The organism is Bifidobacterium criceti, from assembly GCF_002286935.1.
Taxonomy (GTDB): Bacteria; Actinomycetota; Actinomycetes; order Actinomycetales; family Bifidobacteriaceae; genus Bifidobacterium; species Bifidobacterium criceti.
On sequence record NZ_MVOH01000011.1, the window covers coordinates 12,977 to 34,058 of the forward strand.

General features: G+C 64.0%; 14 protein-coding genes and 1 pseudogene. 5 read left to right on the top strand and 10 right to left on the bottom strand.

Annotation, left to right across the window (positions count from 1 at the left end; genetic code table 11):
* Positions 1-55: 55 nt before the first annotated feature.
* The 8 genes from B1526_RS05130 to B1526_RS05165 form a co-directional block, all read right to left on the bottom strand.
* Positions 56-1,678: a cell division protein gene (locus tag B1526_RS05130; protein ID WP_235607052.1), complete on the bottom strand. Its 1,623-nt coding sequence runs from the start codon at positions 1,676-1,678 to the stop codon at positions 56-58.
* Between the two features lie 302 nt (positions 1,679-1,980).
* The gene (locus B1526_RS05135) at positions 1,981-2,658 is read right to left on the bottom strand and encodes a pyroglutamyl-peptidase I (protein WP_095615015.1); all 678 of its coding nucleotides are present in this window, start codon (positions 2,656-2,658) and stop codon (positions 1,981-1,983) included.
* A gap of 83 nt (positions 2,659-2,741) precedes the next feature.
* Positions 2,742-3,569: an IspD/TarI family cytidylyltransferase gene (locus tag B1526_RS05140; RefSeq protein ID WP_095615016.1), complete on the bottom strand. Its 828-nt coding sequence runs from the start codon at positions 3,567-3,569 to the stop codon at positions 2,742-2,744.
* A 91-nt stretch (positions 3,570-3,660) separates the two neighbouring features.
* On the bottom strand, positions 3,661-4,917 hold the full coding sequence (locus tag B1526_RS05145; RefSeq protein ID WP_095615017.1) for a polyphenol oxidase family protein: 1,257 nt from the start codon (positions 4,915-4,917) through the stop codon (positions 3,661-3,663).
* A gap of 45 nt (positions 4,918-4,962) precedes the next feature.
* Positions 4,963-6,558, bottom strand: a complete 1,596-nt coding sequence (locus tag B1526_RS05150) for a peptidase U32 family protein (protein ID WP_095615044.1) — start codon at positions 6,556-6,558, stop codon at positions 4,963-4,965.
* Between the two features lie 448 nt (positions 6,559-7,006).
* Positions 7,007-7,870, bottom strand: coding sequence for an aldo/keto reductase (locus B1526_RS05155; protein ID WP_095615018.1), 864 nt, complete (start codon positions 7,868-7,870; stop codon positions 7,007-7,009).
* A 142-nt stretch (positions 7,871-8,012) separates the two neighbouring features.
* Complete coding sequence (locus B1526_RS05160; protein WP_095615019.1) at positions 8,013-10,334, bottom strand: DUF2207 domain-containing protein; 2,322 nt, start codon at positions 10,332-10,334, stop codon at positions 8,013-8,015.
* Between the two features lie 322 nt (positions 10,335-10,656).
* Positions 10,657-11,364 (bottom strand): LemA family protein, encoded by a 708-nt coding sequence (locus B1526_RS05165; protein ID WP_095615020.1) that lies wholly within the window; start codon positions 11,362-11,364, stop codon positions 10,657-10,659.
* A gap of 472 nt (positions 11,365-11,836) precedes the next feature.
* Between B1526_RS05165 and B1526_RS05170 the strand changes: the two genes are divergently transcribed.
* The 4 genes and pseudogenes from B1526_RS05170 (at position 11,837) to nrdF (ending at position 15,836) form a co-directional block, all read left to right on the top strand.
* Positions 11,837-12,097: a glutaredoxin family protein gene (locus B1526_RS05170; RefSeq protein WP_095615021.1), complete on the top strand. Its 261-nt coding sequence runs from the start codon at positions 11,837-11,839 to the stop codon at positions 12,095-12,097.
* Positions 12,094-12,519 (top strand): annotated as a pseudogene (gene nrdI / locus B1526_RS05175) (class Ib ribonucleoside-diphosphate reductase assembly flavoprotein NrdI); the annotation flags it as partial. The gene B1526_RS05170 and the pseudogene nrdI, both read left to right, overlap by 4 nt.
* A 149-nt stretch (positions 12,520-12,668) precedes the next feature.
* Positions 12,669-14,765, top strand: a complete 2,097-nt coding sequence (gene nrdE, locus B1526_RS05180) for a class 1b ribonucleoside-diphosphate reductase subunit alpha (protein WP_235607056.1) — start codon at positions 12,669-12,671, stop codon at positions 14,763-14,765.
* A gap of 96 nt (positions 14,766-14,861) precedes the next feature.
* A complete protein-coding gene (nrdF, locus tag B1526_RS05185; RefSeq protein ID WP_095615024.1) occupies positions 14,862-15,836 on the top strand; it encodes a class 1b ribonucleoside-diphosphate reductase subunit beta in 975 nt (324 codons plus the stop codon).
* 709 nt (positions 15,837-16,545) lie between these two features.
* Here the strand turns inward: nrdF and B1526_RS05190 are convergent.
* Together B1526_RS05190 and rpsO are read right to left on the bottom strand one after the other, a co-directional pair.
* Entirely contained in the window at positions 16,546-19,191 is a 2,646-nt protein-coding gene (locus B1526_RS05190; RefSeq protein ID WP_095615025.1) for a polyribonucleotide nucleotidyltransferase, read from the bottom strand.
* Between the two features lie 343 nt (positions 19,192-19,534).
* Positions 19,535-19,804: a 30S ribosomal protein S15 gene (gene rpsO / locus B1526_RS05195; protein WP_095615026.1), complete on the bottom strand. Its 270-nt coding sequence runs from the start codon at positions 19,802-19,804 to the stop codon at positions 19,535-19,537.
* A gap of 296 nt (positions 19,805-20,100) precedes the next feature.
* Between rpsO and B1526_RS05200 the strand changes: the two genes are divergently transcribed.
* Complete coding sequence (locus tag B1526_RS05200; RefSeq protein ID WP_095615027.1) at positions 20,101-21,072, top strand: L-lactate dehydrogenase; 972 nt, start codon at positions 20,101-20,103, stop codon at positions 21,070-21,072.
* The last annotated feature ends 10 nt before the right edge of the window (positions 21,073-21,082 follow it).

Consider the following 21,082-nt stretch of genomic DNA (forward strand, 5'->3'; position numbering starts at 1 on the left):
TGGTCCACGTCCGGAACTCGCCGGCGGTGCGCGCATGTGCCGCGCGCGGACAGCGTCAGTCGGTCAGCTGTGTCGCGTCGGGATCGTTGTCGCTCGCGTCGAACGACGTCGCCGCCGCATCGTCGGCGCCTACGGGACCATCGGAACCGTCGTCGGTCACGACATCGATCGTCTCGGTCTGCGTCTCCTGCACGTGCGGTGCGGCATCGTCGGCGGTGTCGTCCGCACGATCGGCGTCGCCATCATCGGTGGCATCGTCGTGCAACATCGGCGTCGGCGGCACAATCGGCGTATGCGCGACGGGCGCGTGGTCGTCGATGAGCACCGACGCCTGCGCATCGTCATCGTCGGTGTCGTCATCGTCGGTATCGTTGTCGGATTCGACGAAGGCGTTGACGACGGACATGTTGTCGGTCGAATGCGCGTTGTCGACGCCGAGACCGAAGCCGGCGAACGCGTTCGCGAACATCGAACGCAACTCGGAGACGCGCTGCGTGATGTCGGCCTCACGGCTCTGCAGGTCGCCGATGCGCTTCGTCAGGCCGTCAAGCTCGGACTGCGCGGCGCGGCGGCGCTGCTCGATCTGGTTGCTCGCCTCCTCGCTCGCCTTACGCACGATCTGCGCGGACTCCTCGTCCGCCTCCTTGCGCTTGTGCGCGGCGTAGGCGTCGGCCTCCTCGCGGATCTGCTTCGCCTCGGCGATCTGCGTCTCGGCTTCCTCCTTCGCCTGCTGACGGCGCTCCTCAAGGTTCTTGAGCAGCTCGGAGACCTTCTTCGTCGCCTCGTCCTGCTGCGCGGCGATGTCGGCGCGGATCTGCTCGACCTCGGCGTTGACCTGGCTCATCGTCTTCGTGCGGTTGACCTCGGCCGTGTCGGTGATCTCCTGCGCGTGCGACTTCGCGGAATCGGTGATCTCACCGGCCTTGCGCTGCGCCTCGGTCATGAGTTTCGACACCTGCTCGCGCACATCGGCGAGTTTCTTGTTCGCATCGGCGAGCGCCGTCTCGATCTGGTCGTTCGTCTCGCTCTTGAGACGCGCGATCTCCTCGTTCGCGCTGCGGCGCTGTTCGCTGATCTGTGCGGCCGCCTGCGCGCGCATCTCGGACAGCTCACGTTCCTGCGACGCCTTCTCCGCCTCAAGACGCTTGACATGTTCCTCACGCGAATTCGTCAGCTCAAGGTCGAGCGTCTGACGTTGCTCGCTCACCGTCTTCGCCGTCGACGCCTTGAGCTGGCTCGCTTCCTGCTGCGCGTTCGTGATGATCGTCGTCGCTTCGTTCTGCGCGTTCTTGAGCATCGTGTCGGCTTTCGCCTGCGCATCGTCGACGAGATGCTGCGCGTCGAGCTTCGCGTTGTTGATGAGCGTCTGCGATTGCGATTGCGCTTCGACGCGCGCGCTCGCCGCGTCCTTCTTCGCGCGTTCGAGCAGCTCGGTGCTCGTCTGCTCCGCGGACGCGAGCATCTGCTGCGCGTTCGCGCCAAGGGATGCGAACGAATTGTCCGACGTGGCCTTGCGGTTCTTCTCCTCCTGCAGCTGCGCCTGAAGCTGCAGCACCGTGTCGTCCCCGGCCTTCACCTGTTCGCGCAGACGGTCGATCGTCGTCTGCGCCGCAATCATCGCCTCATCCACACGTTCTTTGTCGTAGCCACGCAGCACGACCGGGAACCGCTCAACCATAGTCAATCCTTTCGCGAAAGGTGTCCGCAAAGACGTCGCGCACGTCCCGCGACGCGCGCCCACTTCAATGAACTCTAGTCTATCCGTGTCGCCTATCATCGCCGCAACACGCAAAAACTCACATTGAGCGGAAATCGACGCCGATTGCGGCGTGCGGCGAACGTTGTAGACAGCCGCACACTGCGGCACCGCCGCCAACCATGTCCGCACAACCGCCGCAAACGGCCGCGCACGGCGGCACCGCCGCCAACACCGTCCATACAACCGCCGCAGACGGCTGTACTCTGCGGCACCGCCGCCGACTACAGCAGGATGTCTTTGCTCGTCGGCTGCAGATAGTAGCGCGCGGCGGATCGGACGAGGTCCTTGCCCGCCTGCACCTGTTGGCGCAGCGAAAGCCCATGCTGCGGATGCGGCTGTTCGTTGACGGGGGGAAGGTTGACGAAACCACCCATTGTGTCGCCGCGTTGCGCCGCCCATTCCTGCAATTGGTAGAACAACGCGTTGCACACGTAGGTGCCCGCGTCCGAGCTGAGCGTCGCGGGGATGTTGTCCTTCGCGAACGCGTTGAGGATCGCGCGCAGCGGCAGACCCGTCCAATACGCCGCCGGACCGTCCTCGTTGATGACGCGGCGTCCGGGGATCACGTTCTCCGCGTCGGGGCGCGTCGTGTCCTTGAGGTTGATCGCGCACCGTTCGAGGAGGATGCCGCGCGACGCGCGCTTGAGGCCCGTCGCGATGACGATGTTCGGTTGCACGTCCTCGAGGGTGTCTCGTAGTTTCGCCCATCCGTTGCGGAAACTGACGGGCACGTGCACGGCGTGCACATCGATCGCGACGTCGTGCAGCGGATCCTCGATGTTGTCCGGATCGACGCCGACACCTTCGTTCGCGAGCGCATCCGGTACGACGAGCGACGGGTTCACGCTCACACCTTCATACGGATCGAATCCGGAAATCACGACGGTAAGTTGCTTCATACGACCCCAGTGTAGACGCGCGCGGCGCACGGGGTGTCCATTCCTCGTGCGCCGCGCGGCCATATCAACGATTCCGACGATGTTCAGCTGAGCGCTTGTGTGAACATCGTATGCACATGGCGTTTCGCGGCCGCCTTCGTGATCTCGTCCGCGATGACGGCTGCGAACGGCATGTCGTCTTTCGTCGTGACCTTCATGTTGAGCGGCGAGCCGCCGACGATCGCCACGGGCGTATCGGGGAGGTAGTCGACGACGACGCGCGTGTCGTCGGTCGGACGGAAGTCGGGGTCGTCGGACGCGAGGTCGTAGGCTTCGTGGATCGTCGAGAAACGGAACGCCTGTGGCGTCTGCGCGCGGTACGCATGGCGGCGTTCGGGCACGGAACGTACCGTTTCGCGGTCGCCGAGGTCCTCGGTGAGCAGGATCGTGTCCGTCGAGGGGCATGCGACGGTCGCCGCGTCGAATTCGTCGAGCGCGTCGATGCAGCCGTCGATCTGCGTTTGGGTGACGAACGGACGTACCGAATCGTGGATGAGGACCTTCGCGTCGCCGGGCACGCCGGCTGCCGCGAGTGTCTCGAGCGCGGCGGATGTGCTGTCCGCGCGTTCGGCGCCGCCGTCGATGACGGCACGCACTTTCGTGTATGTGGCGTCGGTGATGAGTTGTTCGACCGCGCCGCGCACATGTGCGTTGACGACGACGATGATGTCGCTCACGCGCGCGTTGTGTTCGAACGCGTCGATGCTCCATCCGACGATCGGTTTGCCGTCAAGCGCGACGAGCTGTTTCGGATTGTCGGGGTCGAACCGCAACCCCGCGCCCGCCGCGAGCACGACGGCGACGACGGGTGCGCCCTGCTCCGCTTCGCGGCGTCCCTCGGCGCCGACGGTCGTCACATCCTGTTGTTCCATGGTCTCATCCTTCGTTCGTTCCTACACAATACAATATACAATACAAAATAAATCTAACATCAATGCAGCGCACATATGCGCAACGGCGCGTTCAGCCGCGCACGATGAGCGCGAGCATGCGCCCTTCGCGCGTCTTGTGCGCGAGCTGCGCACGGCGGTGCGAGAACCATAACGGGTTCTCGAGCGTGCACATGCTGTGGCGGATGCCTTTGATGCGTTCGTCGAGTTTGGGGTCGCCCTCGTTGTCCTCACGGCACAGCTGTTCGAGTTCCACGTCCTGCGACAGGTACTGCGTCGCCGCGTTGACGCGCGGCTGCGACGAGAAGATGCGCTCGGGGCGCACACCCGCTTCGCCGAGCGCGATGAGCGCCGCCTTGTTGATGTCGATGCCGGGACCACCGAACCGTGTGAGCGTGAACGTGCCTGGGAAGCGCGCGTCGAACGCGTCGGCGATCTCGTCGCCTGTCTCATAGCAGTCGCCGCAGATCGCCGGTCCGAGCGTCGCGACGATGCGCGCGGGGTCCGCGCCCTTGTGCTGCATCATCGCGACCGTTTCGCCGATGACGCCCGCGACGAGGCCCTTGCGTCCGCAATGCGCGGCCGCAATGACGCCCGCGACCGGGTCGGCGAGCAGCACCGGCAGGCAGTCCGCGGCGAACACGCCGAGCGCGACACCGGGCTTCGTCGTGACCTGCGCGTCGCCTTCGATGATCTGCACGGCGCCGTCGACCGATTCGACATCGTCGACGCTGTCACCTGGCCGCTGCACGACGATCGAACCATCCTCCCCGCGCACGGCGGTGCGCTCGGTGCCGGACGCATCGAACCCGAACGTCGCGTTCTCGGTGAACACATCGTCCGCGTCGACCGCCGTCGCCGCATGCACCTGGTTGATGATCGACAGTTTCGCGTGCAGCTCATTCGCGAGCGCATCGCGGTTCGCGCGCACATGCGCCGGGTCGTCGCCCGATTTGCCGCCGAGGTTGAAATGCGCCCATTCGTCGGTGCTCACGCCGCCGAGGCGCGTCGTATAGATGACGTTGATGCCGGGCGCGAGCACGATCGGGATCGTGACAGGGATCGGATTGCCTTCGTCGTCGGTCGGTTCGATCGCGGAACTGTCGAGGATCGCGTCATCGTACTGCTTGCCGTCCGCATCCTTCGCGTCGCGCTCGCGCGCGGCCTTGTCCTGTTCTCCGACCGTTTTCTGGCCGTGCGCCTGCACCGCCTTGAGCAGATCGTCAAGATCGATCTGCGTCGGCGTGTGTTCGCCCTGGGCGTCCGCGTGTGCGTCGTTGTGCTGTGCGCTCGCCTCGTTCGGCTGCGCGTCGTGTGCTGATTCACTCATACCGCTCACTTTAGCGGTGTCGCGCGCGTGCGGCCACCGTTGGCGTCATTCCGCTTTGAGCGTCGGCTTCTTCGTACGCGAACGCAATACGGCGTTCACCGGCACTTCGACGTCGAGCGGCAACGAGAACACATGGGCGGGGTTGTTGACGACCGGCACGTCGTTGCCGTCGGCGTCGCGGATGCCGTCCGCGGGCACGACGTATTCGAGCGGTGCGCGCCCCGGCAGCAGGAACTCGACCGTCTGCCCCGGCTCGATCTTGTTGCGGCTCATGATCGTGACACGTCCTCCCTCCTCGGGGCTCCATCCAAGCGTTTCGCCGACGATGAGCCATTCGCGGAAGTACGCGCTGCGGTCGGTGTTCTGCGTCACTTTGTGCTCCGGATAGTAGAACCCGGTGCTGTAGTCGCGGTGCGCGACCTTGTACGGTTCCTCGATGAGCCAATCGGGCAGTTCGACGGGCGGCGCGGGGCGCACGGCGGCGTGCCGCCATCCGTCGGATGTCTCTGCGGCGTACGCGCGCTGACGGTCGAGCCCGGTGCGGCGCGCCGCGCGGTTCGAGATCTCCGCGCGTTCGCAATCGGCGCGCGCGGCATCCGCGATGTCCATGTCCGCGTCCGCCGCAACGCGCGCGTCCTCACCTTCGTCGTTCGCGCTGTCCCAATTCGGCATCCCCGCGAACGCGGCGTCGGCGTTGACCATGATCTCGTCGCGCACATCGTCGCCGACGTCCTCCCCCGCGCGCACGACGCGGTCACGGAACGGCTTGATCACATTGCCGTCCGCATCCTCGAACCCACGTTGCACCATGTACTCGTTGACGGCCGTCTTGTACGCGTTCGTCATCGCGGCGACATAGTACGCGGACTTCGCACGTCCCTCGATCTTGAGCGACGTCGCACCCGAATCGATGAGATCGTCGACGTGCGCCATCATGTTCATGTCCTGCGAATTGAACAGGTACGTGCCCTGCGCCGTCTCCTCGATCGGAAACACCTGCCCCGGGCGCTTTTCCTCGACGAGCGAATACTTCCAACGGCACGGCTGCGCGCATTCACCGTGGTTGCCGTCGCGGCCCGTCAGATAGTTCGAAATGAGGCACCGCCCCGAGAACGCCATGCACATCGAGCCGTGGACGAAGGCCTCGATGTCAAGGTCGTCGGGGATGTTCGCGCGGATGTCGCGCACGGCCTGCAGATCCATTTCGCGCGCGAGCACGACACGCCGCGCGCCAAGCTCATACAGCGCGTTCGCCGCGAGGTAATTCGTGACGCCCGCCTGCGTCGACACGTGCAGTTCGAGTTCCGGCGCGATCCTATGCGCGAGCATCATGACGCCGATGTCGGTGACGATGAGCGCGTCAACGCCGGTGCCGCGCAGGTCGTTGATGTACGCTTCGATCGCCGTGATCTCATCGTTCCTCGGCAGGATGTTGAGCGTGACGTAGACGCGCGCGCCGCGCTCATGCGCGTAACGTGCGCCCTCGGTGAAGTCGTCGATGCTCAGGTTGCGCGGCGCCGAACGCATACCGAACGCCTTGCCGCCGCAATACACGGCGTCCGCGCCGTAGTCGACGGCCGTCTTGAGACCACGTAGATTGCCCGCAGGCGCAAGCACCTCAGGTTTCACGCGACGTTTCATGCTCGATTCCTCCATATGCTCACCCATATCCTCACCCACTGTGTCCGTTTTTCGTCGCAGACCAGTGTAGCGTCAGCGCGCGCCTTCACATGCGCGCACCACGTTGCCGACTGTGTGCGGGTGCGGGCGTTCCGTCCCGTTCTGCAGACCCCACCAACTAATCCACCCGCAAACCACACCGTTTCCGTCCCGTTCCGCAGACGCGCGCTACCAAACCACCCGCAAACCCCGCCATTCCCAACCCGTTCCGCAGACCCTACCGACCAAACCACCCATTCCGTCCCGTTTCGCAGCTCCGCCCAACCAATCCACCCGCAAACGCGCCCGTTTCCGTCCCGTTTCGCAGACCCCACCAACCAAACCGCCCACACCTACGCACAACGGGCGGCTCCCGCGCATATCGCGCGGAACACCGCCCGTCGGACACGACTGTTCCGAAGTCCCGGCGTCAGCCGAGCGTCGCGAGTTCCTCCGGAGTGAGTTCGAGGTCGCCCGCGTGGAGCGAGTCGAGGATCGTCGCCGGACGATGCGCACCCGGAATGACGAACACATGGTCGCCCTTCGCAAGCTCCCACGCGAGCACGACCTGCTGGTAGCTCACGCCGCGCTTGTCCGCGATTGCGCGGAACGGGTCGAACTTCGTCTCATCCTTCGGTTTACGGAATCCACCAAGTGGACTCCAGCACACGAAGCTGATGCCGATGCGCGCCGCATGCTCAAGCGTATCCGCAGTCTCCGTATAGATTGGAGAATACTGGTTCTGCACCGCGATGAGCGAGTCCCCGAGGATTTCCTGTGCGATGTCCATCTGTTCAATCGACGCGTTCGATACGCCCGCCTCTCGCGCGACGCCCTCGTCGACGAGCTGCTTGATCGCTTCGATCGACTCCCCGTACGGCACACGCGGATCAGGACGGTGGAAATACAGCAGATCGATTGTGTCGACACCGAGCGCGAGTGCGCTTTCCTTCGCACGACGGATCAGGTTTTCCGGGGTGCCGTCGACGGCCCACGTCGGTTTGCCGTCGGTGAAGTTACGATAATGCCCGACCTTTGTCGCGATGAGCACTTCGTCCTTCGGACCTTTCCAGCTCGCCATCGCGTCGCGCACAAGCTTCTCGCCCGTCTGTTCCTCACCGCCCGAGCAGTAGTACGCCCACGCTGTGTCGATTTGACGGCAGCCCGCGTCGAGCGCCGCGTGAATCGTCTCGATGCCCATGTTCGGACCGAGGTTGTTCTCGATCGTCAACGGCATTTCGCCGAGCCCTATCGCCGTCGTATCGAACGGTCCCATGTTTCTGTGCAGTACCATCGCTGCTCCTTCGCGTTGTGACGAGTGGTCGTGACGAATGTCGGCGCACCGCGTCACGCGGAGCACCGTCCGCCACCATCATAGGAATCGCCCCGTAATTCCCCGCGTACCACCGCGCGTGAAACACCGCACAACGGTACGCTCAGCGGCCGCCGAACGAACCGCCGCCGGAGCCGCCCGACGATCCGCCGAATCCACCACCCGAGAACGATCCACCCGAACCACTGAATCCGCCCGATCCGCTCGACGACGGCGCCGCAGCGGCGATCGTCGACTGCACCGACGCCATACCCGCGCTCAGCTGTGTGCCGAAATCGGTGAAGCCGCCGGCGAACGCGCCGAAGCTGCCGCCCGCGACGGCCGCGCCGAGCGACGAACCGACGATTGTGCTCGGTCGCGCGGACCAGAACAACACACCCGACGCGTACGCGTTGTCGTCGAGCCACGACGCATCGTTGACCTGGGGATACGCGGTCGCGAGCTGCTGGAGCACCTTGCGCGACACGCCGAGCGCCGCCGCGTACACGAGATACTTCCCCCACAAGGTGACGTCGAGCACCTCGCGGTCGGCGAACGTGCTGAAATCCTCGAGGTACCGTTCGAACCCGACGAGTTCGCCGACCGTCCGCTGACCGGAATCGGTTATTTCGTAATTCTTGTGCAGCACGCACGCGAGGATGCCGCACAGGACCATCGGGATGCACAGGCAGCACGCGAGCAGCAGATTGCCTTCGAACGCCATCAGATAGATGCCCGCGAGCACAGCGATCAGGATGTCGAACACACCGAACGTGACCGCGGTCGCCTTCGCCGGTTGCACCGCGTCGAGGTCGTCGCATTCATGCTCGCACGCGCGTTTGAAGAAGTCGAGTTCCTCGTGGCCGTCGGTCCATTTGCTGAATTCGCGGTTCATCTGTTTGATGTCGAAGACGGGCGTGTGCAGCCGCTTGTACGCTTCGAGCAGGATGTAGAGGAGACGGCGCTCGGACGTGCACAATCCGAGTTCGGTACGGGAGTATCCGTCCGTGACCGTCTCACCGAGCGCGCGCGGCATGAGCACGATCGTGCTCGTCTTCGCGAGTTTGCGTGCGCTCGCGCCTGACGATGCAATCAGCCGCGCGACGTCCGCCGACGTCACACGGCTCAGGTCGACGCCCGCATAGCGTTTCGCCTCGCCGGGATACACGGCGATGAGTTTCTTGTCGATGAGCGACATCATCGTCGCCGCCATCTCACGACTCATCTGCGACGACACGCCCACACGTCCGATTTTCGTCCACAGCACAGCGGCCGCACCCGGTGTCATCGGCGGCACGTCGCGGCTGTATGCGACATCACCCGCGAGCTTCGCCTTGTGCCGCGAGCGCAACGCCGCGCGGATGCCGAAGAAGCTGAGCGCCGCGCCGGCGAGCGCGATCGCACCCCATATGCACACGCGGATGACGGCTGTCTTGTGCTGCTTGTCGTGCCATTCGCGTTCCTGACGCGTTTCGTCGTCGATCGTCCATTGTTTCGCGTTTGCGTCCACCTGTCGGACAACGTTGTGCAGTGGTGCGTTCGTCATCATCGCGACGATGTCGAGGTACTGTCCGGTCTTGACGTTGTACGCGGTGCACGCGATGCCATGCGGCGTGCGCTCCGTCTTCGCGTTGCCGGTGTAGTGCAGCCACGCCCACGAATCGTCGCGCCCGACGCCTTCCGGGAACGTCACGTTGATATGCGCGACGCCGATCGGCGTCTCGTTCTCGGTGCCGAACGGCTCCCATTGGAACACGCTCACGTCGTTGTACTGCGTCGTGACGCCTTCCCATGTCATGGTGATCTCGAACCGCATGCTGTCGGCGGAATATGTTCCCGGAATGTTCCATCCGATCTCGATCGTCTTGTCATGTGGACGGTCGGATGGTTTGGTGTCGCCATCCGCGTCCGCGGCAGCGTCCGCACCGCCCATGTCGGCGCGTTCGTCTTCCCCCATCTGCGTACGTGTGCGCGATTCGAGACCGTCGACGGCCGGGTCGAAGGTCTTCGTCGACGAACCGTTGTACGTGACGTCCGCGATGTACCAATGGTTCGCGTATTCGCGGTCCCATTGCGTCGACGGCATATATTTCGGCTGTTTCGGCTCGATCTGCGTGTACTCCTCACCCGTCGTGAGGTTCTTGACGCTGACGTCGGTGATGTTCGTCAATTGCGCGGCGTTGAGCGTATACGTCTGGTACAGCTGTTTCCACGGTATCGCATTGTCGTCCGAATCCGTCCGTTCGTGCAGTGTGATGTCGACCGTCTCCTTGATGCGCAGGTCGCCGTTCTCCTGGACGTGCACATCGTAGTCGAGCGAACGGTATTCGAGGTCGGACGAATTCGCGTCCTTCGCGATGAGGAAACCGACGCCGAACACGAGCGCGCAGACGACGAACGTCCACATGAGCGAACTGAGCATCGAAAGCCATACACGGTTCTTCATGTCACCACCTCATATCTGGTTCCGTTTCGCGAGCCGTCTTCGTCACCGAAGGGCGCATCCGCCATCCGCACACCGTTCCACGGTGGTATCGACGATGGCGAATCGATATCACATGTTCGATTATCGTGTGCGCGGCCCCTCCCCCGCCCGTTTTTCTCAAAACCGCAGTGCGCCCCATGCCGCAGCACGGTGCGTTTACGCGTCCGTCGGCGTACCGTCGCGCCCCACACACCGCAGAGCGGTACGCTCATGGTACGCGGATACGAAAAAGCGGCGGGTGCGCGCATCGTCGCGCAACCGCCGCCATACCGTCCCCACGAGATCAGTACTGTGGATAGCCGCCGTTGTTCTGTGTCGGATACTGCGGATAGCCGCCGTTCTGCTGCGTCGGCTGCATCGGTGCGCCCATCGGCGCACCCGGCTGTTGCGTCGGGAACTGCGGCGTCTGCTGCGCGAAGTTCACACGCGGCGCCTGACGCTCGTCATCGCCGACAGTGAAGTTCGCCGCTTCGACGAAGTGCCCGAGTCCCGCGACGATGTTCGACGGAATCGACTGGATCTTCGTGTTGTACTTGAGGACGACATCGTTGTAGAACTGGCGTCCGTACGCGATCTGTTCCTCGATCTGCGCGAGCTGCTGCTGCAGATTCATGAAGTTGACGTTCGCCTTGAGGTCCGGATACGCCTCGACGACGGCGCGGAGGTTCAGCATCGCACGCGACAGCTGGTTTTCGGCGTTCATGCGCGTCACGAGCGACGATCCCGGCTGTCTTGCGGCGTCCACGACGTTCGCACGCGCCTGCGTGACCTGTGTGAGCACGGCATTTTCGTGCCCGGCGTATCCCTTGACCGTTTCGACGACGTTCGGGATAAGGTCGGCGCGTTTCTTGAGCAGCACGTCGACCTGCGCCCAGCCGTTCGTGACACGGTTGCGCAGCTGCACGAGGGTATTGTACGTCGTGATGAACCAGATCACGAGCACGAGGATGATCGCCAGAATGACGATGAGCGCGATGATGGCGCCGTTCATAAGCGGTTCTCCTTGATTGTGGTGGGTCGACGTCCGCATATGCCGCGGACATGTCGTCGTCCAATGGTTCACGATTATCTCACGTCGAGCCAACAACGACCGTCCGCATACCACGACATGGCCATTCCCGCACAACGGTACGCTCAGGCGCGCGCCAGCGTACCGCAGTGCGTAGCCATACGCACCGGTATGCCCATGCGGGCGCCGCACCATCCGCCGGCGGCGAACAGTGCGGCGCGTCCTGTGAAGTACGTCACAACGCCCCGCCCCGCATCCCCGGCGCCCACATCCCAGATCGCCTACGGACACGCGTGCCCGCACGCCAATGTGGTGTTCGTCACATTCCCTAACCACTACATGTAGTGGTTAGGGAATGCTGAGCCCACTATGTATCGTTGTGCAGGTTCGTTCTGGCGCGCCGCGCCGGAACCAGATGACCAGCACACGCGAGACGAGACGAGAGGAGCGCACGATGCCCATCACGATCTACACGAAACCCGGCTGCCCACAGTGCACGGCGACGCGCCGCGCATTTGACAGGCTCGGCGTCGGCTACGACACCGTCGACGTCACAACGGACGCGCAGGCGCTGCGCACGCTGCAGGACGCGGGCTTCCGCGCCGCACCCGTCATCATCACCGACGACGATTCGTGGTCCGGCTACCGTCCGGACAAGATCCGCGCCTACGCACGCGCGCACACCATGCACGACACCCACGGCGCACGCGCATGACCGGACTCATCGTCTACTTCTCGTCGGCGTCGCGCAACACCGAACGGTTCGTCGAACACTGCGACTTCCCCGCGCACGGCATCGACGTCGCGCGCATTCCGCTCGGGGCCAACGACGCGCCGCTGCACGTCGCCACCCCGTACATCCTCATCGTGCCGACGTACGGCGGCGGCGACGCGCGCAAAGCCGTCCCCGTCCAAGTCAAACGGTTCCTCAACGACCCCGGGAACCGTTCATGGATCCGCGGTGTCATCGCGTCCGGCAACACGAACTTCGGTGAGGCGTACGCAGCCGCCGGACCGATCATCGCGCGCAAATGCGGCATTCCGCTCATGTACCGCTTCGAATTGATGGGCACCGCGCGCGACATCGCGACGGTCACCGAAGGTGTCACACGTTTCTTCGCGAACACACCCACCAACACGACCGACATCCGCTCATCCAACCCAACCAATCCGACACAACCCACATCAAACCCAATCCAATCCCAGGACCAACGATGACCCTCCCCACAACCCCCGCAAACGCGAACACGAACTCCCCCGAAACCGACTACCACGCGCTCAACGCGATGCTCAACCTCTACGACGAGCACGGCCGCATCCAATTCGACAAGGACCTCGAAGCGGTCGGCATGTTCCTCGAACACCATGTGCGCCCTCGTACGCCCGAGTTCGCGAGCGCCACCGCGCGCATCGACTACCTCATCGACAACGACTACTATGATGCGGACGTCTTCGCGCGCTATTCACGCACGTTCCTCGAGGAGTTCCTCACCTACGCCGAACACGCCGGACACCGCTTCGACACGTTCCTCGGCGCGTTCAAATTCTTCCGTTCGTATGCGCTCAAGAGTTTCGACGGCGCGCAGTATCTCGAGGACTTCCCGCAGCGCGCCGCGGCGGTCGCGCTCGCGCTCGCGGACGGGGACGAACAGGCGGCGCGCGACGTCTTCGACGAGATCGTCTCGGGACGGTTCCAACCGGCGACGCCGACGTTCCTCAACCTCGGCAAGGCGCAGCGCGGCGAAGCGGTCAGCTGTTTCCTCGTGCGCATCGAGGACAATATGGAATCGATCTCGCGCGGCATCAACGCGGCGCTCCAGTTGAGCAAACGCGGCGGCGGCGTCGCGCTGCTGTTGAGCAATCTGCGCGAGGAGGGTGCGCCGATCAAGCATATCGAGAACCAGTCGAGCGGTGTCGTCCCCGTCATGAAACTGCTTGAGGATTCGTTCAGCTACGCGAACCAGTTGGGCGCGCGGCAGGGCGCGGGCGCCGTCTATCTGCACGCGCACCATCCCGACATCATGAAGTTCCTGGATACGAAACGTGAGAACGCGGATGAGAAGATCCGCATCAAATCGCTCGCGCTTGGCGTCGTCATCCCCGACATCACGTTCGAGCTCGCGAAACGCCGCGAACCGATGGCGTTGTTCAGCCCCTACGACGTCGAGCGCGAATACGGTGTGCCGTTCGCCGACCTCGGCATAAGCGCACACTACGACGAGCTGCTCGCGAACCCGAGGATCCGCAGGAGTCAGATCGACGCACGTGAGTTCTTCACGACGCTCGCGCAGATCCAGTTCGAATCCGGCTACCCGTACATCCTGTTCGAGGACACGGCGAACCGTGCGAATCCGATATCGGGGCACATCACGATGAGCAACCTGTGTTCCGAGATCCTGCAGGTGCAGGAGCCGAGCACGTACCACGAGGACCTCAGTTACGCCCACATCGGCCGCGACGTGAGCTGCAACCTCGGTTCGCTCAACATCGCGCGCGCGATGGACGGCGGACTCGCGCGCCCGGTGCGCACGGCGGTGCGCGCGCTCACGGCGGTCGCGCGGCACACGTCGATCGACGCGGTGCCGTCGATCCGCCGCGCGAACGACGAAGGCCACGCGATCGGCCTCGGCCAGATGAACCTGCATGGGTTCCTCGTGCGCGAAGGCATCCGCTACGGCAGTGCGGAGGCGCTCGATTTCACGAACCTGTATTTCATGACGGTCGCGTACCACGCGTACGCGGCGTCGCACGAACTCGCGGTCGAATACGGGCGCGCGTTCACGGGGTTCGAAACGTCCGCGTATGCGAAGGCGCCCGGCGACGGCAATCATTTCGACCAATACCTCGACGGTTCGCTCGACATCGCGCCGCGCACCGCGCGCATCCGCGCATTGTTCGAACGGTTCGACGTCGCGCTGCCGACCGCCGATGATTGGCGCGCGTTGCAGCAGGAGGTCATGCGCGACGGGATCTACAACCAGTATCTGCAGGCGGTGCCGCCGACCGGTTCGATCTCATATATCAACCATGCGACGAGTTCGATCCATCCGATCGCGTCGAAGATCGAAATCCGAAAAGAGGGCAAGATCGGCCGCATGTATTATCCGGCGCCGTATATGACGAACGAGAACCTCGACTATTACGACGACGCGTACGAAGTGGGATGGCAGGCGATCGTCGACACGTACGCGGAGGCGACGCCGCACGTCGACCAGGGGCTCTCGCTCACCTTGTTCTTCCCGGACACGGCGACGACACGCGACCTCAACAAAGCGCAGATCTATGCGTGGCGCAAAGGCATCAAGACACTCTATTACATCCGCATCCGCCAACAGGCGCTCGAAGGCACCGAAGTCGAAGGCTGCGTGAGCTGCACATTGTGAGCGCGGCGTGCAGTGCGCAACAGTACGACCGCACACGGCATCGACGAACAATCGAACAACACAATTGATATATATATGTATAAAGGAGCACGACGAATGGCACCGCACGTCAAACTGATCGACCGCGTGACCGCGATCAACTGGAACCGTCTCGACGATGAGAAGGACCTCGAGGTCTGGGACCGTCTGACCGGCAACTTCTGGCTCCCCGAGAAAGTGCCCGTCTCGAACGACATCCCCGATTGGCGCGCGATGAGCGACGCCGAACACACGCTCACGATGCGCGTGTTCACCGGGCTCACGCTCCTCGACACGATCCAGGGCACCGTCGGCGCCGTGAGTCTCATCCCGGACGCGCTCACACCGCACGAGGAAGCCGTCTACACGAACATCGCGTTCATGGAGAGTGTGCACGCGAAGAGCTATTCGTCGATCTTCTCGACGTTGTGCTCGACGCGGCAGATCGACGAGGCGTTCGATTGGAGCGAACGCAACCCGCACCTGCAGCGCAAGGCGCAGATCGTGCTCGACTATTACGAGGGTGACGATCCACTCAAACGCAAAGTCGCGTCGACGCTGCTCGAATCGTTCCTGTTCTATTCGGGCTTCTATCTGCCGATGTATTTCTCGGCGCACGCGAAGCTCACGAACACGGCGGACGTCATCCGTCTCATCATCCGCGACGAAGCCGTGCACGGCTACTACATCGGATACAAGTACCAGAAAGGGCTCGAAGCGGCGGGCGACGCGAAACGCGCCGAGATGGAACAGTACACGTATGATCTGCTGGGCGAACTGTACGAGAACGAGGTCGAATACACACATTCGCTCTACGACGAGGTCGGTCTCGCGGACGACGTCGAGCAATTCCTCCACTACAACGCGAACAAGGCGCTGATGAACCTCGGGTATCCGGCGCTCTTCCCCGCCGAGATCTGCGACGTGAACCCCGCGATACTCGCCGCGCTCTCGCCGAACGCCGACGAGAACCACGATTTCTTCTCCGGTTCCGGCAGTTCGTACGTCATGGGCAAGGCCGAGGAGACCGACGACGACGATTGGGATTTCTGAGTCCAGCCGATATCCACGGTAAGGGAGGGCCCCTTCCACCTGTTCAGGTGGAAGGGGCCCTCCCTTACCGCAGTCCGGTACGCTCACATGCGTGTCAGTGTACCGGACTGCGGTATATTCCGCGCCACGGTACGCTGGAAGGGGCCGTTGCGTACCGCATTGCGGAAATAGTGCGCGGACAACGCTGGCTCTGTCCCGGATTGCAGTTCCCCCCGACCAAACGGGACGCAAACACGGCCAATTCCGCCCCGAACCGCAGTTCCACCCTGCACAACCACCCGATACGCCCCAATCCGCAAGCGCCATCTGCACAACCACCCGCAAACACGCCTGTTCCCGTCCCAAGTCGCAGGCCACACCGACCAAACGGGACGCAAACACAACCAATTCCGCCCCACTTCGCAGCTCCGGCCTACGCAACCACCCGGCCCCAACTTTCCGCAACGCGGTACGCTACGAGGCCCGCCACCATACCGTGATGCGGCCAATTCCGCGCTGCGGTACGCTACGGCGCCCCTCACCGTACCGTGGTGCGGAATTTCCCGCACCACGGTACGGTGAGGGGCGCCGTAGCGTACCGCAGCGCGGAAACTGTGATGCCGATTGCTCCCCGAGTAGCACAAAGGGTCCTGTGCCATGCACGGCGCAGGACCCCGGATGCTTCACGATGTCTGGGCGCAACCTCAGACACGCGTGTCAGCGGCTGCGATCAGTCCTCGAACGGATCGAAGTCGCGGCGCACGCGGCGGCGCGGACGCTCATGACGCTCCGCGCGCTCGGCGCGGTATTCGTCATAGTTCTCGTCGGCGGCGTAGCGCGGGTTGCGGTCGTCATTGCGGCGGCGACGCGGACGCTCATCACGGTCACGGTCGTCATCATCACGGCGGCGCGAACGGCGCGGACGGTCATCATAATCACGGTCGCGGTCGTCGGAACGGCGGCGACGCGGACGCTCATCGTACTCGTCATCGTCGTAGTCACGGCGGCGCGGACGGTCATCGTAATCGCGGTCACGGTCGTCGGAACGGCGGCGACGCGGACGCTCATCACGGTCGCGGTCGTCATCATCACGGCGGCGCGAACGGCGCGGACGCTCATCACGGTCATCACGGCGGCGGTCGTCGCGGCGGCCTGCACCGGCGTTGTTCTCCTGGTTCTCGAAGCCCGGGATCGCGAGCGAGATCTTGCCGCGGTCGTCGACGCCCTGGACGACGACTTCAACGGTGTCGCCTTCCTTGAGGACATCCTCGACCGAGTCGATGCGCTCGCCGTCGGCGAGGTTGCGGATCTGCGAGATGTGCAGCAGACCGTCGGTGCCCGGCGTGAGGTTGACGAACGCGCCGAAGCTCGTCGTCTTGACGACCTTGCCGGTGTAGGTCTCGCCGGCCTGCGGCACGTGCGGGTTCGCGATCTGGTCGATGATCTCCTTCGCCTTCTCGGCGGCCTCGCCGCCTTCGGACGCGATGTAGACGGTGCCGTCGTCCTCGATCGTGATCTCGGCGCCGGTGTCCTCCTGGATCTGGTTGATCATCTTGCCCTTCGGGCCGATGACTTCGCCGATCTTGTCGACCGGGACGGTCGTCGTGATGATGCGCGGCGCGAACGGGCTCATCTCGGCCGGACCGTCGATGCACTCGTTGATGACCTCGAGGATCGTCGTGCGCGCCTCATGCGCCTGCTTGAGCGCGCCGGCGAGCACGTCGGCCGGGATGCCGTCGAGCTTCGTGTCGAGCTGGAGCGCGGTGATGAACTCGGCCGTGCCCGCGACCTTGAAGTCCATATCGCCGAACGCGTCCTCGGCGCCGAGGATGTCGGTGAGCGTCTTGTAGATGTGCTCGCCGTCGACGTCGCCGGAGACGAGGCCCATCGCGATGCCCGCGACCGGGGCCTTGAGCGGGACGCCCGCGTCGAGGAGCGAAAGCGTGCTCGCGCACACCGAACCCATCGACGTCGAACCGTTCGAACCGATCGCCTCGGAGACCTGACGGATCGCGTACGGGAACTCCTCACGGCTCGGCAGGACCGGGACGATCGCCTTCTCGGCGAGTGCACCGTGGCCGATCTCGCGGCGCTTCGGGGAGCCGACACGGCCGGTCTCACCGGTCGAATACGGCGGCATCTCATAGTTGTGCATGTAACGCTTCGACTGCGGGCCGCTCAGCGCGTCGATCTGCTGCTCCATCTTGAGCATGTTGAGCGTCGTGACACCGAGGATCTGCGTCTCGCCACGCTGGAAGAGCGCGGAACCGTGGACGCGCGGCACAATGCCGACCTCGGCGGAAAGCGTACGGATGTCGCGCAGGCCACGGCCGTCGATGCGGTAGTCCTGCGTGAGGATGCGGCGGCGGACGATCTGGCGCTGGAGCTCCTTGAACGCGTTGCCGAGCTCCTTCTCCTTCTCCATGTCGTCCATGTCGGTGAACTCAAGCGAAAGCGCGTCGCGCACCTTCTGCTTGATCTCGGCGATGCGCTCCTGGCGCGGCAGCTTCTCGGCGATCGAAAGCGCCTCGTCGAGGTCGGCGTGCGCGAGCTCGTCGACGCGGTTGTAGATCTCCTCGGTGTACTCCGGGAAGAGCGGGAAGTCACGCGTCTCCTTCGCGGCGAGCTTCTTGAGTTCGTTCTGGGCGTCGCACAGGACCTTGATGAACGGCTTCGCGGCTTCGAGGCCACCGGCGACGACTTCCTCGTCCGGCTTCGTCTGGCCCTCGTCGTAGATGAGGTTCCACGCGTTCTTGCCGGCGCCCGCCTCGATCATCGCGATCGCGACGTCGCCGTTCTCGATGACACGGCCCGCGACGACGATCTCGAAAACGGCGCGTTCACGTTCGCTCCAACGCGGGAACGCGACCCACTGGCCGTCGATGAGCGCGAGGCGCACACCGCCGACCGGGCCGGCGAACGGCAGGCCGGAGATGAGCGTCGACGCCGAAGCGGCGTTGAGCGCGATCATGTCGTATGAATCCTCAGGGTTGACGGCGAGGATCGTCTCGACGACCTGCACTTCGTTGCGCAGCGTGTGCGGGAAGAGCGGACGGAGCGGGCGGTCGATGATGCGGCATGCGAGGATCGCCTCGGAGCTCGGGCGGCCTTCGCGGCGGAAGAACGAGCCTGGGATCTTGCCCGCGGCGTACATCTTCTCCTCAACGTCCACGGTGAGCGGGAAGAAGTCGTAGTTCTCCTTCGGGCTGTTGCCGGCCGTCGTGGTCGACAGGACCATCGAATCGTCGTCCAGATAGGCGGCCACGGCGCCGTCCGCCTGCTGGGCGAGACGACCGGTTTCGAAGCGCACCGTGCGCTTGCCGTACGAGCCGTTGTCGATGACGGCCTCAACCGCCTTGATTTCGGGACCCTCCATAGGGTTCCTCCTTTTGTTCTGTTGTTACTGCTGTTCTACAAACATCCTCGTCAGACCACGGATGCTTCCCGTGGCCGTGATTATGGTTATTCGCGGGTGTTTCGCCCCACGCGCCCGCGATCCGCCAGCCTGACGAATCCCCCGGGCCTCTTTTCGGAACCCGGACGCTCCCGTCCGCGATTCCGCCAGTGTCTCATTGTAATACCGCCGGCTTGCGTCCATCCCTCTATGCCACCGGCTATACCGTCACCCTACCGTACCGTGACGGCCTCCGTCGCCCGCGTGCGGGCGGCATACAAAAAACCCGAGCCGGCCTTGTGCCGGACTCGGGCGGACGTTTGGATTATCGGCGCAGGCCGAGGCGCTCGATGAGCGCACGGTAGCGGTTGATGTCCACGTTCTTGAGATAGTCAAGCAGACGGCGGCGGTCACCGACCATGAGCAGCAGGCCACGACGCGAATGGTGGTCGTGCTTGTGCTCCTTGAGGTGCTCGGTCAGGTCGGCGATGCGCTTCGTCAGGAGCGCGATCTGGACCTCCGGGGATCCGGTGTCACCTTCATGGGTAGCGTACTTAGCGATGATGTCCTGCTTTTCTTCAGCCGTCAGTGCCACGGCATCCTCCTTGTTGACTGCGCGGTGCTGCCGGCCCTATGCCGGTGCGCTCTCGATCCGCGGGCGAAACACGCCAATCGACCATGGTACATGCGCCCACGGACGTGCGCGTACCGCCGCCGCCATCGTTCACGATGGGAGTTCACTATGTGACCTTTTTGTTCGCCAAAGGGATAAGCCGGGACCGCGACCCACGGAGACGCAACAGGCGCGTTCCTACAATGTTCGCAACCGTCAGGCGTACCCGCGGCCGTCAACCCGGCGGCGCGGCGGACAATAGGAAGGAACACGAACCAATGGGCACCGTTACGAAAATCGGCATCGTCGGCATGGGACACGTGGGCGCGCACGTCGCGAACAGCCTCGTCCTGCAGGGCGTCGCGGACGAACTGTACATGACCGAGCAGTGCTCGGGCGACGAAGACCACAGCGCGAAACTCGCCGCGGAAGTGCAGGACCTCGGCGATTCGCTCGCGTTCTGCCCACACAACGTCGCCCTCTACAACTGTGGGGAGGACTACGCACGGCTCGCCGACTGCGACATCATCATCAACGCGGCCGGCAAAGTCAGGCTCGCGAGCGAGGACCGCGACGGCGAGCTGTTCTACACGACCGATACGGCGAAGACCTTCATCACACCAATCGCCGACGCCGGATTCGACGGTGTCTGGATCACGATCTCGAACCCATGCGACGTCGTCGCGACCGAAATCTGGAAACTGTCAGGCATGGATCCCAAACGCGTCATCGGCACCGGCACCGCGCTCGACTCAAGCCGTCTCAAATACGCGCTCTCGCGCGCGACCGGCTACGACCAGCATTCGATAAGCGCATACATGCTCGGCGAACACGGCAACAGCATGTTCGCGGCGTGGAGCGCCGTCAACTTCGGCGGCAAACCGCTCGCGCAGCTGCGTGAGGAGCAGCCCGACCGTTTCGGTTTCGACGAGGGCGAAGTCGAACAGGAGGCGCGCCACGGCGGCTACGTGACGTACGCGGGCAAACAGTGCACGGAATTCGCGGTCGCCGACGCCGCCGTGCGCCTCGCGCGCGCCGTCATCTCGAACGAACACTACATCACCGCGTGCTCGACGCTCATGACGGGCGACTACGGCGAAGAGGGGTTCTTCACGTCGCTGCCGTGCGTCGTCGGCGCGAACGGCGTCGAGGAGGTCATGCACTTCGACCTCTCGGACAGCGAACTGCGCGAGTTCCAGGCGAGCTGTGCGCACGTCAAGGAGAACCTGTCGCGCATCGGACTGCTGTGAACTGCTGTCT